The sequence below is a fragment of the Brevibacillus sp. IT-7CA2 genome, from assembly GCF_949767855.1.
GTDB lineage: Bacteria > Bacillota > Bacilli > Brevibacillales > Brevibacillaceae > Brevibacillus.
In genome coordinates this window covers 684,743-698,479 of record NZ_CATKQT010000011.1, presented here as the reverse complement: position 1 = coordinate 698,479, position 13,737 = coordinate 684,743, and the positions used below count along the sequence as shown (strand labels likewise).

At 47.3% G+C, this 13,737-nt stretch carries 16 protein-coding genes and 1 riboswitch; of the genes, 11 read left to right on the top strand and 5 right to left on the bottom strand.

The genetic code is table 11. The features are described from left to right. Positions 1-85 precede the first annotated feature (85 nt). The 3 genes from ACM6JA_RS09895 (at position 86) to ACM6JA_RS09885 (ending at position 2,360) form a co-directional block, all read left to right on the top strand. A complete protein-coding gene (locus tag ACM6JA_RS09895; protein ID WP_414852132.1) occupies positions 86-685 on the top strand; it encodes a hypothetical protein in 600 nt (199 codons plus the stop codon). Between the two features lie 225 nt (positions 686-910). Continuing rightward, positions 911-1,417, top strand: a complete 507-nt coding sequence (locus ACM6JA_RS09890; protein ID WP_007723233.1) for a DUF4446 family protein — start codon at positions 911-913, stop codon at positions 1,415-1,417. A gap of 346 nt (positions 1,418-1,763) precedes the next feature. Continuing rightward, positions 1,764-2,360 (top strand): hypothetical protein, encoded by a 597-nt coding sequence (locus tag ACM6JA_RS09885; protein ID WP_007723238.1) that lies wholly within the window; start codon positions 1,764-1,766, stop codon positions 2,358-2,360. 102 nt (positions 2,361-2,462) lie between these two features. Here the strand turns inward: ACM6JA_RS09885 and ACM6JA_RS09880 are convergent, their stop codons facing one another. Continuing rightward, positions 2,463-2,957 carry a GNAT family N-acetyltransferase gene (locus ACM6JA_RS09880; protein WP_414852246.1) on the bottom strand — a complete coding sequence of 165 codons (495 nt, stop codon included), beginning with the start codon at positions 2,955-2,957 and terminating at the stop codon, positions 2,463-2,465. 321 nt (positions 2,958-3,278) lie between these two features. Here ACM6JA_RS09880 and speD point away from each other — a divergent pair, with 321 nt between their 5' ends. Next, positions 3,279-3,680, top strand: coding sequence for an adenosylmethionine decarboxylase (gene speD, locus ACM6JA_RS09875; protein ID WP_007723244.1), 402 nt, complete (start codon positions 3,279-3,281; stop codon positions 3,678-3,680). 79 nt (positions 3,681-3,759) lie between these two features. On the opposite strand, the gene ACM6JA_RS09870 is transcribed toward speD, so the two are convergent. Further along, positions 3,760-4,371 carry a YhcN/YlaJ family sporulation lipoprotein gene (locus tag ACM6JA_RS09870; protein WP_414852131.1) on the bottom strand — a complete coding sequence of 204 codons (612 nt, stop codon included), beginning with the start codon at positions 4,369-4,371 and terminating at the stop codon, positions 3,760-3,762. Between the two features lie 139 nt (positions 4,372-4,510). Between ACM6JA_RS09870 and typA the strand changes: the two genes are divergently transcribed. Further along, a complete protein-coding gene (typA, locus tag ACM6JA_RS09865) occupies positions 4,511-6,352 on the top strand; it encodes a translational GTPase TypA (RefSeq protein WP_017249600.1) in 1,842 nt (613 codons plus the stop codon). A gap of 68 nt (positions 6,353-6,420) precedes the next feature. On the opposite strand, the gene ACM6JA_RS09860 is transcribed toward typA, so the two are convergent. After that, a complete protein-coding gene (locus ACM6JA_RS09860; RefSeq protein ID WP_409174691.1) occupies positions 6,421-6,894 on the bottom strand; it encodes a glutathione peroxidase in 474 nt (157 codons plus the stop codon). Positions 6,895-7,125: 231 nt separating this feature from the next. Here ACM6JA_RS09860 and ACM6JA_RS09855 point away from each other — a divergent pair, with 231 nt between their 5' ends. The 3 genes from ACM6JA_RS09855 (at position 7,126) to ACM6JA_RS09845 (ending at position 9,338) form a co-directional block, all read left to right on the top strand. After that, positions 7,126-7,452, top strand: a complete 327-nt coding sequence (locus ACM6JA_RS09855; protein ID WP_173617182.1) for a YlaH-like family protein — start codon at positions 7,126-7,128, stop codon at positions 7,450-7,452. Positions 7,453-7,462: 10 nt separating this feature from the next. Continuing rightward, a complete protein-coding gene (locus ACM6JA_RS09850) occupies positions 7,463-7,738 on the top strand; it encodes a hypothetical protein (RefSeq protein WP_414852130.1) in 276 nt (91 codons plus the stop codon). A gap of 190 nt (positions 7,739-7,928) precedes the next feature. Continuing rightward, complete coding sequence (locus ACM6JA_RS09845) at positions 7,929-9,338, top strand: hypothetical protein (protein WP_414852129.1); 1,410 nt, start codon at positions 7,929-7,931, stop codon at positions 9,336-9,338. Between the two features lie 9 nt (positions 9,339-9,347). On the opposite strand, the gene ACM6JA_RS09840 is transcribed toward ACM6JA_RS09845, so the two are convergent. Continuing rightward, the gene (locus tag ACM6JA_RS09840) at positions 9,348-9,689 is read right to left on the bottom strand and encodes a DUF5665 domain-containing protein (RefSeq protein WP_414852128.1); all 342 of its coding nucleotides are present in this window, start codon (positions 9,687-9,689) and stop codon (positions 9,348-9,350) included. Between the two features lie 138 nt (positions 9,690-9,827). On the opposite strand from ACM6JA_RS09840, the gene ACM6JA_RS09835 reads away from it, so the two are divergent. From ACM6JA_RS09835 to ACM6JA_RS09825, 3 genes are all read left to right on the top strand, one after another. Beyond that, positions 9,828-10,286 (top strand): pyridoxamine 5'-phosphate oxidase family protein, encoded by a 459-nt coding sequence (locus tag ACM6JA_RS09835; RefSeq protein WP_414852127.1) that lies wholly within the window; start codon positions 9,828-9,830, stop codon positions 10,284-10,286. Positions 10,287-10,360: 74 nt separating this feature from the next. Beyond that, positions 10,361-10,480, top strand: a riboswitch (SAM riboswitch). A gap of 94 nt (positions 10,481-10,574) precedes the next feature. Further along, entirely contained in the window at positions 10,575-11,738 is a 1,164-nt protein-coding gene (locus ACM6JA_RS09830; protein WP_414852126.1) for an aminotransferase class I/II-fold pyridoxal phosphate-dependent enzyme, read from the top strand. Further along, positions 11,735-12,922: a trans-sulfuration enzyme family protein gene (locus ACM6JA_RS09825; RefSeq protein WP_414852125.1), complete on the top strand. Its 1,188-nt coding sequence runs from the start codon at positions 11,735-11,737 to the stop codon at positions 12,920-12,922. Before ACM6JA_RS09830 ends, ACM6JA_RS09825 begins: the two co-directional genes overlap by 4 nt. Before the next feature lie 23 nt (positions 12,923-12,945). Here ACM6JA_RS09825 and ACM6JA_RS09820 read toward each other — a convergent pair whose 3' ends face one another. After that, on the bottom strand, positions 12,946-13,548 hold the full coding sequence (locus ACM6JA_RS09820; RefSeq protein ID WP_414852124.1) for a YhcN/YlaJ family sporulation lipoprotein: 603 nt from the start codon (positions 13,546-13,548) through the stop codon (positions 12,946-12,948). Between the last annotated feature and the right edge of the window lie 189 nt (positions 13,549-13,737).

Here is a 13,737-nt window from a genome sequence, read left to right as displayed (position 1 = left end):
AGCCTGAATAATATGATATACCACTCACTCCCTTACGGCGAAAATGATATCTGAGTATTCGGTCAACGGGAGGGGCCTGTAGAAGATGAATCTCGGCATGGAGTTGGAGTATTTTCATTTGGCAGTTTGGTTTGACCGCAAAACATTGCACGCGATGGTGCAGGCCCTGGTGGAAGCAGGGGTGAGCGTCACGTGGAAAGAATCTCCCGAGCAGTTTCACCTCCTCGTGAACACCACAGATGGCCGATCCGACTGGAAAATGCAGCGTTTAAACGGGTCCTATAAGCTGCACATTACAGGCATTCCTGTCAATGATTCTCGAGTGGCACACGTACTGTACCACTTCGTAGAGCGGGCAAAAGGGCATGCCATGATCAAGGTCACTTTTGAAGAGTGCGTCTTGCTGAAGCAAATCCAGTACGGTGAAGTTGTCAGAATAGTGGAATTAAAAGGAGCTGAGAAAAAAGTGATCTATGAAAAATTTTGCAATGTAACGATGGATCAGGTAATTGCCGCGATGAAACGACGTGACTCGGAAGAACGCATCCCGGTGCTGCGTCTGGAGTTGGATTATGAACTGGCAACGTTGTATGACGCCATGCAGGCCAAAGACCAAAGTCAAATGAAGCAGTCTACAGAGCGATTAAAACAGCTCCGTCGGGAAATGTTGCTTTTGGAAGCGTAGGCAGACTGGAGGATAGCCAAAGGACGATGAGTTTGACACAAACCAATACGGAATGAAAAAGCGACATCTCAAACAAATGAGGGTGTCGCTTTTTTTGGTTGCAAGTCGCTTATTTAGTAATTGTTGTTTTTATGAAAGACTTGTTTGAATGGGAGGCCCGGCGGTTGTACAATAAAGAAGGTTTTGACAGCATATTTACGCACGCGCCGGAAAGGAAGAAAAGTTTTGGAAGCATTCCTATCACAAATCCCCAATGTAGCTATCCTGCTTTTAGCCGTCATCGCATTGACACTGATCCTGATATGGATCGTGATTATGCAGTCCGTCCGGATTAGTCGATTGAGGAAATCAATCAACCGGATCATGACAGGGACGGGAGGAGCCAATCTCGAGGAGGGCTTGCACAGACTGCTGGATCAGGTAGAAGAAATGAAAAAGCAGCACAGTGATCAGCAGTTTGCCATCAATCGTCTGTCACAACGAATGGCAGCGCAATGCGGCAAAGTAGCGATTATCCGTTACAATGCCTTCGGGGATGTCGGCAGTGATCTTAGCTTTTCGCTGGCGGTAACAGATGACGTTGGGAACGGCGTCGTGATCACCAGCATTTTTGGACGAGAAGAATCTCGCGTGTACGCCAAGCCGCTTGAGCAAGGGACATCGAGCTACCATTTGTCTGAAGAAGAACAGGCTGCGATCAAAAAAGCGATGACCTCAATCGCAGGGATATAAGTCCCTCTGAATTTCAATGAAACAGCAAGCATATGAATGATTCAGGGAGTTCTTTTCGTTTCCCTGCGTCTGATTGCGGATATTCCGGTTTTTTGCTAAAATTCATCGTCATTTTGCTCAAGACTTTTGAGGGCACCTGAGGTATAATAAAGATGTCAAAAATGGCTTTTTTGCGAAAAACAAAAAGTAGGTGATCCGCCTTCATTACCCAAATCGATTTTCGATTCGCGGGGCAAGGCCAGGTTCTACAGCGTTCTTTTGTTGACACTTAGCGTATCTCCTCTGATTTGGATAACTGTTCGGTCGTACTCGGCCCATGTAAACCAAAAGAATTGAGGAGATATTTATGGCACAGCGTTTAGCAACTAATTACGCCAAGGCCTATTTCACGGTGAATGAAGAAGAGCTGAACCAGTTCGTTTCGCTTTTCACCAATGAACACATTTCAGTCCAAGTCAAAGTGTGTGACAATGGCGATCGTGACGTAATCTTGAATGACAAGAACGGCGAAATTCAATTGAGTTTTTGTCGGGTTGGCAGCCGCTACTCTTGCGACAGCTCATATCTGATCCGAGATCGGCAGCTGGCAAATGCAATGAGAAAAGCAATGAAAGCGTTCCGAGGCTATGGAATTGTCCACCGGATTTATGACGGCTTCACAATGGTGTATCACTACGATCAAGGATCGGTTGTGAGCATTCAGGAGCTTACCGGAGACGAAGAAGTGTCCATCTTTGAAAATAACTCTCTGCACATGGCTAATGAGCTGGAGGCGTTGTTCCAGCAGGATGGCAGTGAGCAGGAGATTGAGTCCTTACGTCAAGAAACGGACCGATGGCTGGATTTGCGTAATTGGGCAAAGAGAACTGCCCCGGAAAAACTTCCAGCAATTGATGTTCGATTAGTAACGTTATCGCGACGTCTATTTGAATTAGAAGTTTAGTGAAAAAAAGGGTGCCTGGGGCGCCCTTTTTTATGTATGTGATTAACAAAAAGCGGGTTTCCTCCTAACAAGAGGTGCCCGCTTTTGCTATTTGCCCTTCACTTAGCGCAATTGTAATGGTTTGCTCATATTGTACCAAATTGCTCCAGCGTGATCTGAGCTGGAAACACCGTTGTTGATGTATCCATGACTTTCATAGTAGCCAATCAAATTTTCCTTACACGTAAGCGTGATCGTCGCACGGGCGGACTCTCTTGCTGATGATTCTAGGTGTAATAGGAGCATGGAGGCAATGCCGCGATTTTGAAAAGCGGGAGAAACGGCTAATCCTAAAATGGTTTGATGTCCGCCAGATGCCGGATTTTCTTTAATTGTTTGAAATAGATCATCGGTAATGAAGGTGGATTCGATGACGGGTCCATTGACCAAACCCGCAATGACCCCATCCGCTTCCGCTACAAAAAAGCTGTCAGGAATCAAATGAATACGCTTCTCAAATGCTCCCTGTGTCGCAGCCTCATCTGGTGAGAAGCAAAGGTGCTCGATGGCGATCAATGCAGGCAAATCTTCTCCTTTGGCATTACGGATAGTAATCATTTGTTTGCGATCCTCTCCATTCTGGTTCATTTCTGAAAGTGTAGCATATTTCAGAACATGTGAAATCCACTTGTAGCAGGTGGTTGCTCTCCATCCTGTAGAGATAGCCGTCAGCCTATTTATAGTGTTCTAAATAGATTATTGAAAAAGGGTATTGTCAAACTAGGCCAAAGCATGGTATTGTTGTTTTCGTTGGAAACAGGATTAGGAACCAGGATTCACTTTAAAGGGTGGATAACAACGGAAACCGCCCCCGTTAGTGAATGACGCAGGTCCTAGCGATGTTTAACATTACACTCGTTAGGAAGGGGGAACCGAAAGATGGAATATTCGACTTTCGGAAGACACGTTGCTGTTGACACATGGGGAGTTCAGTTTGATTTGTTGAACGACGCAGAATTTTTGAAAAAGGAAATGATTGAGGCTGCTGAGGCATGCGGTGCTACGGTACTGAGTGTGCAAGCGAAGCAGTTTTCTCCTCAGGGTGCTACCGTACTGGTTCTTCTCTCGGAAAGCCACCTGTCCATTCATACGTATCCTGAGCGCGGCTTTGCTGCTCTGGATTGCTACACGTGTGGGGAAACCGTTGATCCGCAAATCGCAATCGACTACTTGGTATCCGTGCTGAAGCCGGAAAAAACTTACGCGAAGAAATTAGTTCGTGGTTTGGGTGAACTGCAAGTTGTTGAGCCAGAAATGAAACTGGTTGAAGCGGCAAAGTAAGTAACAAATGGAAAAGTTTTCAAGAGGTGCGGGCTAATTCCGCACCTCTTTTATATGGAGCTTCGATTCATATTGGTCATCATGGAGTGACAGTAGGAATTCTGCGGCCAATATCGTGGAGCAGAGAACGAAATTCCGTGGATGTATTGGTGATCTGGCTTTTCATGTCGGGTCTCACATCAACTTGATTGGTCCGATGCGTCGCTTCTTCATAAATATCTGCGTGGATGGCACGAATCCGGTCAAATGTGGCTGAGTCGGAGGCTACTTGGATCGAAAAGTTGGGAACACGTGAACGAACAGCTGAGTGGACTTGCTGTTCGATTATGCGCGTTTGCTCAGGGCCAAAATTTTTCCGAACACGAATTCCGATGACGGCATCTGTGCCGCTCACGAGAACAGTAGCACGTTCCACACCAGGCACGTCATCTGCGACCATGGTGAGCTGCTCAGCCAAATCCTGATTAAAACCGTTAACCGTATATCCGTTTCGATAATTGCGGGCATTGATTCCGCCAGTGTAGGCATGATAATCATGAGCGAGGCTTGCCCTGGCACCTGGGGCCTGTTGATAGGTGGTACTTTGTGTGTGCGCTTGATTTTTTGGATGGCTGCTCGAGCTTGCGCATCCGGTCATCATGGTTGCAATCATAAGCAAGCCAACCAAACATTTCGGGCCGTACCGTTTCATACGTATGCCACCTCCATTTTCCTTAGTATGACGAAAATAAAGTCCCTTACTCTGGAAGTGGCTCCCGTAAAAAACTGCCCATTGTGCCGCGTTTCACTACCTGTTAATATGGAAGGTATGCATAATAGAGGAGGTTCACATGAAGCGTCTTGACATACGCAACATTGCAATTATTGCCCACGTTGACCACGGAAAAACAACACTGGTTGACAAACTTTTGATCCAATCGGGCACATTCCGCTCGAACCAACAGGTAGAAGAGAGAATGATGGACTCTAACGACCTGGAGCGCGAGCGTGGAATTACGATCCTGGCGAAAACCACTTCGGTCAAATACAATGATTTCACGATTAACATCTTGGATACACCAGGCCATGCTGACTTCGGTGGTGAGGTTGAGCGTATCATGAGCATGGTGGATGGCGTTCTGTTGATCGTCGACGCCTTCGAAGGCTGTATGCCACAAACGCGCTTTGTATTGAAAAAAGCGCTGGAAGCAAAAGTTACCCCTATCGTTGTCGTGAACAAAGTTGACCGCGACAATGCACGTCCTCAAGAAGTAATCAACGAAGTGTACGACCTGTTCATTGATCTGGATGCGACGGAAGACCAGCTGGAATTCCCAATCGTATATGCTTCCGGTCTGCAAGGGATTGCAGGACTTGAGCCAGATAAGCTGGAAGGCGACCTTCGCCCACTGTTTGACACCATCGTAGAGCATATGCCTGCTCCTGACGCAGACGAATCTGCTCCGCTCCAAATGCAAGTAACCATGCTGGATTACAACGACTTTTTGGGTCGTATCGGGATTGGCCGCATCTATCGCGGAACCATGAACCTGAATGAAATGGTATCTGTCACTACACGCGAAGGCGAAGTGAAAAAAGCACGGATTCAAAAGCTGTTCGGTTTCTCCGGTTTGCAACGTGTTGAGCAAAAAACAGCAAGAGCAGGAGATATTGTAGCGATTTCTGGTATTGACGATATCAACGTAGGGGAAACCGTTTGCCACGTTGATCATCCCGAGGCATTGCCACTCTTGAAAATTGACGAGCCTACTCTGCAAATGACGTTCCTCGTGAATAACAGCCCGTTTGCTGGTCGCGAAGGTAAGCACGTGACTTCCCGCAAGCTACGTGATCGTCTGATGTCTGAGCTGGAGACAGATGTATCTCTGCGTGTAGATGAAACAGATTCGCCAGATGCGTATGTGGTTTCTGGACGTGGTGAATTGCACTTGTCCATCTTGGTAGAGAACATGCGTCGTGAAGGCTTTGAGCTGGGTGTGTCCAAGCCTGAGGTTATCATTCGTATGATCGATGGACAAAAAATGGAACCGGCTGAGCTGTTGATTATTGATGTACCTGAGGAATACACAGGGCCGGTTATGGAGACATTGGGTCAACGTAAAGCCGAGATGGTTAACATGATCAACAACGGCTTCGGACAAGTTCGTCTGGAATTCATTATTCCATCCCGTGGTTTGATCGGATATCGTACAGAGTTCTTGACGATTACACGCGGTTACGGTATTCTCAACCACTCCTTCGACAGCTATCGTCCACTTGTACCAGGAGCGGTAGGAGGACGTCACGCAGGGGTACTTATTTCCCACGAGACAGGAACAGCTACCACGTACGGCTTGATGTCCGTAGAAGATCGCGGAACGATGTTCATTCACCCAGGTACAGAAGTATACGAGGGCATGATCGTGGGCGAGCATAACCGTGACAACGATCTTGTTGTTAACGTATGTAAAGAAAAGCATGCGACAAACGTACGTTCTGCGACCAAGGATGAGACTGTCAAAATGAAGGCTCCTCGCATGTTGTCTTTGGAAGAGGCATTGGAATATCTGAACGACGATGAGCTGTGCGAAGTAACACCTCAATCCGTTCGTCTGCGCAAAAAATATCTGAACAAATCAGATCGTGAGCGCTATGAGAAGCAAAGACGCTATGAAGCACAACCGCAAGCGTAAGATTGAAAAGAAAAGAACGCCACTTGATCCTGTTGGGGATGAAGTGGCGTTTTTATTTGGGCTTGTCCTTACAACAGACTCTCGATATCAGAGCTGAGTTCCTCAGGTTGAGTACGAGCACTGATGCGTTTTGCGACATGACCGTCTTTATCCACGAGGAATTTGGCGAAGTTCCATTCGATATCTGGATTTTCTTCACTAGTAGCATGTTCCTTCAAGTATTGATACAACGGGTGAGTACCAGGACCATTGACATCGATCTTTGCAAAAAGCGGGAACGTCACGCCGTAATTGCGATCGCAGAACGTTGCGATTTCTTCTTCTGTTCCTGGCTCTTGTCCAGCGAACTGGTTGCAAGGGAAGCCGAGAACGACGAGACCCTTATCCTGATAACGCTCATACAGCTCCTGTAGCCCTTTGTATTGAGGGGTAAGTCCGCATTGGCTGGCGACGTTCACGATTAGCAGGACATGCCCTTTGAAGGCGTCCAATGTCTTTTCTTCACCGGAAATCGTTTTGACGGCAATATCATACAAGCTCATCTTATTCCCACCTTTTTCTACTGACATATCCTCATCATAGCATGTACGGCGAAATTCATGCCAGCAACATGGAAGGGCCTACCGTTTTTTGACACAGAATCCACCACCTGATAAAGTAAGAAAGATAGCGTTTTCCTAAGAAAAAAGGAGTGACTATTCGCTTCATTCCGCCTATGAGGTGGCATGTGAAGTGGTAGGAGTTTCACCGCTTGAAGACAGGAGAGATAAGTGATGGACTGGATACAAATCGCATCAACCTATGTGCCAACGAATCCAGATCAGCTCACAGCATATGACAGCTTTCGCATATGGGCTGATAAATACCGGGCTTGGATTTTGTTTGTGGAATTAATTATTGTCTATTATCTTGGATTTGCTACCCGTATCCGTATGCCAATTTTGAAAACCTTACTCTTGTACATCCTTTTATTTGCTGGAGCTCTCATTTTCGCTATTTTGGATGTGCAGCTACCTGTGAAAAGTGCAATGCTGGTGGCGATCGCGATTCTCGTGATTGTAAAGGTACGGATCAAGCCGGAGCAAACTGGTCGAAAGTGAGGAGAACCGCGTGAAGCGTGAAGATGCACTATTTAACTGGCTCCAAATTCAAGTGGTTGCCGATGCGCGACCAGAAGATCGCTCTGCTTTGGAGACAGCTGCTTTTTTCTTGCAATTGCTGCAAGAGGATCATCAAATGAGCGATATCGGCTATCGTCAGGAAGGTAGCTGGTACGTGCTATTTGGGAACGCTGATTCACAGTCCATGGAAGTACGATACCCTGCTGAATCAATCGAATCTTTATTGGTCGCGATTGAAAGTGAACCCAAGTTCAACTGTAACTAACCGTGACAAAGACTCCCTCTCTACTTGCCGAAATGATTCGGAGGTTGGGGGGGGTTTTTGTATCAAGGGCTTTTCATAGGTAATAAGATGCGGTTTCTAGGATGATGCAACTTTTGAAAATGATTTCACGTCAATATTCATGCCCCAAGCAACCAGGGGGATTTTGGCAGACTAGAAGGGGGAACTACCGTTGAAAAAGTACATGACCAAGCCCGTATTAGCAGTGGTGACAGCTGCAGGTATTCTTGGCTGTTTGACGCCAATTTTTGCCAATGCAAGCTCGATTGCTAGTCCAAGTGCCACAAAGGTAGTCATGAATGACGAAGGCAAGCAAGTCACACGCTACAATCTGAAAGAACTTGCCCAAAATGATCCAACCACGTTGAACATGCTCTTGAAAAATCAAGCGGAACACTTGTACATCATTGTAGAAGAAATCAACTTGAATACGAAGCTCCAAGCGTTTATGGAAGAAAACAAAGCGGAGTGGGAGCGTATCTACAACGAGTACTACAGCGATATTTGGCTGGAAGTGCGCCTGACAGACAATGATGAAGAAATCGTGAGTGTAAATGCCAAGACTGAAAATAACAAGGTGTACATAAAGGGGATTGTGACTTCGGATGTCACCAAAGTGGTTGTGAAAAAGCCGAATTCCGACATCATTGAAGTCGTGCCGACCAACGAGCACTCTTTTACGGTCAGCTTTGAAGCTCCTGATGCATCTTATGAACCGTATGTAACCGTGAGTGCCTATGCAGGCAGCAAGTTGGTTGATAGCGAAAAGGTAAAGATCGTTCCAAAAGCAGAAGAAGATAAGGAAATGATCATCCATACCATGTCTGTATTGGATGCGAAGAAAAAGGAATTAAAAGTAAAAGGAATTGTCAAGCAGGGGGCAGACAAAGTAACTGTCACCTATAATGGCGTGAAAAAAGACGCAAACGTGAAGAAGCTGTGGGATGGCGTAGGCAGCTTTACGGTTTCAGTAAAGGATGTACAAGCAGCAAAAGATCAAAAAGCCTTGATCGAGGTTTACGAGGATGGCAAGAAGGTTGATTCCGAATCCGTTCAGGTAGAAATCGTTAACGCTCCTGACAAGGATCAAGCGACCGTATATGCCATCAAGGGGACTGCTGTAAACAATCCTGCCGCCAAGTCCATTCAGGTGAAGGGGACAGTAAGCGGCTGGAATAAAAAGGACGATACGGAATTGTTTGTGATCGCTCCTGACGGGAAGAAAAAAGAGATTGAACCGAATGACAAAGGTGAATTTTCTTTGACGTTGTCTTACAAGGATCGTTCCTTTAGCGCCAAATCGATTCAATTCGCATTGTATGAAGACGATAAGCTGGTTAAGAAAGCTGACGTTGCATTAAGCACAAAAGTCATTGTCGAGCCTGTGAAGCCAACAGACGACGATGAAGGCGATGATGATGACAAAAAGAAAAAAGAAAAAGGGAAGCAGAAAGATAAGCAGAAAGATAAGCATCCCAACGGCAACGCGTATGGCTATTGGAAAAAGCACGGTAAAGAATGGAATGACGACCACGATGATGATCATGACGACGATGACGATCGTGACGACGACAGAGACTAGTCTCTATCGTTAAGGCCGCTGCTTGTAAGTCTCGACGTACTCCACCAATTGTCTGATGTAATCCCCCAGAATGGGGATCGAAAGAAATTGCGTCAAGAGGGAGCCGAGGAAAGCCAAAACGATAGCAGTACCAATCGTCAATCCCAGACCCCGGGCAAGACCTGCGAGGAAATTGATCCAGAGCAGCTTGCGCGGGGCTGTGTAATTTTGGATCACATCTGCTAGTCGAATATCTTCCAGGAACATCGCAATTTTATGCATCCGCTCATTTACCTTCCGAACTTCCTGAAGCTCTTCAAGTACTTGGTCAATTTGCTGGATAAGGCGGTCTGTAGGCGACAAGCTGTCCATCCCCTTCCATCATTCGATATCGTTACCTACCAGTCTAGGGAAAAAGACCACCAGAATCAAGGTGGAGAGGAAACGTTTGCCTATCAGCTATGTGAAGGGTAAAATGAACGTACAAAACGTTTGTTAGGAGGCTTTAAAATGGCTGAAACTGTTTCCCAATCTCTTTCCGAAGATTTATTCAAGCTCTTGCAAAAGGAGCGTTTTGTTACCTTGGGCACAGTAGACCATGAGTCAGGGGCACCATCGCTCAGCTCCTTGTCCTGGACGTATGCTGTCAGCGCCGATACGATTCGTTTTGCCGTGGATAATCGCTCACGTATTTTGGCTAATATTGCGAAGGAACCACAAATTGTTCTGCATTTGATCGGTGCCGGCTCGTCTTTCGCCATTAATGGTCGTGCTGTCGTCAAAACAGACCGACTGGAAGGTGTTCCGCTCAAGCTGGCCATGGCAGAAATCAAGATTGAGGCTGTTCGTGATATTATGTTTTACGGTTCCCGTATTTCCGTAGAACCACAATATGAAAAGACGTATGACAAAAACGCGGCAGCGAAGCTGGACAATCAAGTTATGACAGCCTTGAAGGATGCAAATTAACGGGTGGAAATAAATTGTTGACAAGGATCCTGCCGATCCTTTAGTATTAGGGTCAATCAAATTGAATAGCAATCTTCTTATCCAGAGCGGCGGAGGGACTGGCCCGATGATGCCCGGCAACCAATCACCTGTATTTTAACAGGGAGATAATGGTGCTAATTCCTGCAGAGTTATCAAACTCTGAAAGATGAGAAGGATTTGCTTACGGTGACGTAAACAAAGCCTTCTTTCAGAGGAAAGGGGGCTTTTTTGATGCCCTCGTACACTATTGGAGGGAGAGAAATAGACATGAAGTTAGAAACGAAATTGATTCAGGCGGGCGTAGGCAGAGACGAAAAAACAGGGGCGGTGAGCTTTCCTGTTTACTATGCAACGGCTTATCGCCATCCTGCCTTGGGCCAGAGCACTGGATATGATTATACACGCACAGCTAATCCTACTCGCACCATTTTGGAGGAGACCATCGCTGAAGCAGAATCAGGAGATACAGGATTTGCTTGCGCCTCCGGAATGGCTGCTGTTCATACCGTCATGGGTTTGTTTTCCCAAGGGGATCATCTGATCGTTTCACTCGATCTGTACGGGGGAACCTATCGATTGTTCGAGCAAGTGCTCTCTCGTTACGGTCTGACGTTTTCGTACGTGGATTTACGTGACATTCGTGCACTCAAAGATGCGATTCGCCCGGATACAAAGGCCATCTTTGTTGAGACACCAACCAATCCGCTCATGCAGATTACCGATATTCGAGCAGTAACACAATTGGCGAAACAGCACGGGCTCCTGACGATTGTAGACAACACATTCTTAACCCCGTATTGTCAACGCCCATTAGAGCTTGGTGCAGATATCGTCTTACATAGTGCAACCAAGTATTTGGCAGGACATAACGATGTGCTGGCTGGACTCATCGTAACAAAAGGGGAAGAGTTGTCGGAAAAAATCCGGTTTTTGCACAATTCGATCGGTGCTGTACTTGGGCCGCAAGATTGTTGGCTTCTCGTTCGCGGGATGAAAACATTGGCATTGCGGATGGAGCGCCATCAATCCAATGCCTTGATTGTAGCGGAAAAGCTGCGTGAGCATCCGGCAGTAGCGGAGGTATTTTATCCAGGTCTGCCAGAGCATCCGGGACATGAGATCCAGGTGAATCAAGCGACTGGGCATAGTGGGATGGTATCGTTCCGCGTATGCGATGCAGAGCAGGTGGGATTGTTCCTGCAAAATCTGCAAATGGTGTCCTTTGCAGAAAGTCTGGGTGGTGTCGAGTCATTGTGTACGTATCCGGCGACGCAGACTCACGCCGATATCCCGCAAGAAGTCAGAGAGCATGTCGGTGTTTGTGATCGATTGTTGCGACTGTCGGTTGGCATCGAGCATCCAGATGATGTCGTAGCCGATTTGTTTCAGGCATTGAATGCTAGTTTGGTCGTAGGGGGGAGTGTACGATGAATTTTGCAACCAAGATCCTCCACGGTTCGACTTGCATTGACCCGTTCACAGGTGCGTCGTCGGTTCCGATTTATCAGGCTTCCACATTTCATCAGGCTGATATCGATCAGCCAGGTACATTCGATTATGCAAGATCAGGCAATCCGACCAGGCAGGCTTTGGAGGACGCCATTGCGTCTCTGGAGGGAGGCGCACGCGGTTTCGCGTTCTCATCTGGCATGGCTGCCATTTCCAGCGTGTTCATGTTGTTTTCAGCTGGAGACCATGTTGTAGTGGCGGAAGATGTATACGGTGGCACGTTTCGGTTTTTGACCAAGGTATTGTCGAGAATGGGCATCTCCGTTACGTTCGTGGATGCAACAGATACAGAAGCCGTTCGTGCGGCCATTACACCGGCAACGAAAGGGGTTTACCTGGAGACCCCCTCCAATCCCACCTTAAAGGTGACAGATATTGCAGCGGTTTCTCGTATAGCGAAGGAGCACGGCTTGCTCGTCATTGTCGATAATACGTTCCTTACCCCGTATTACCAGCGGCCATTGGAGCTTGGCGCAGATGTGGTCATTCATAGTGCAACGAAGTTTATCGGAGGGCATAGCGACGTCGTTGCAGGTCTGGCTGTGACCAGAGAGGCTGCGTTAGGGGAACAGCTCTACTTTATCCAGAATGGCATGGGAGCGATTTTGGGTGTGCAGGACTGCTGGCTCGTGATGCGTGGGCTCAAAACATTGAAAGCCCGACTGGATGTCAGCACGAAAACAGCCGCGAGCTTGGCTGACTGGTTGTCTTCGCATCCACAAGTAAGCCGAGTTTACTATACGGGGCTGGCGGATCACCCCGGTCACCTGATTCAAACACAACAAGCGACTGGTCATGGGGCTGTTCTTTCTTTTGATGTTGGGAGCCACGAGCGAGCAAAAGCGTTGTTTGATCGCGTAAAATTGCCGATTGTGGCTGTCAGCCTCGGGGCAGTGGAAACGATTCTCTCGTACCCAGCTACGATGTCACATGCAGCGATGCCTGCTGAGGAAAGAGCTGCAAGGGGAATCACGGATGGTTTGATCCGGTTGTCAGCTGGTTTGGAGGATTTCGATGACTTGGTGGCAGATTTGAAGCAAGCTTTGGATCATTTGCCATCTGAAGCACCCGTCCATAAAGAAAAAGAGGTATTCTCCCGGGCTTAAATCCGGGGGATACCTCTTTTCTTTTAAGGTGTTCCTGTACGATTTGCGTTGATCTTGTTTTGTCCTTGCGGCTCTTTGTGCATGCGTTTTTCTTTTACTTGAGAAGGGGTTTGTTCGCGAGGCTGCACACTGCGCGGTAGTTGCGGTATGATCCGACCAACGATATCCGCTAACTCTTCCGTAATTCCGGCAACAGGACGACCGCGACGAATATCATCTCTCATCTCCCGTAACCGTTGTACGACGGCAGGGTCTGCGGTTACGACAACGTTCGCTCCTTGAGGGTCTTCTTTCAGCGCTTCCGCAACCGTATACTTAATGACGCCGACTTCTGGGCGATCCAGATTCGGGTCCACAGTAATACCGACTACGGCATATTTGCCCAAGACCACAGCAGTCGCGCTGTGTACCCTTTTCACACGGGTTGCCAGTTGGACCAGACGATCAGCGGTGGCTTGAGAAGATTGATTATAAGCAGGCTCAGGAGCTGTTTGCTGAACGCGTTGAGTATGAGTGGCATGCTTCGGCTGTGCAGCCTGATTGGCCGGTGGTTTATTGCCCGACATGCATGCTGTAAGCAACAAGCTAAAACCGAGGCAGTAGATCATGATCCGTTTCACAGGCATTCTCCCTTTCCCAGTATTGCCTTCCTTCGTGAGGAGGGCAGGGTTACAAGTATTTTGTTCTGGGCTGCCCATTTTCATTCTGCCAATGGGTCGTCTATCTCTGTCTACCTGAACATAGACTGTAGTACATCACGTCGCCGCACTTGAGCATCCCTACAAAAATTGCATAGGGTATATAAGAAGGGTAAT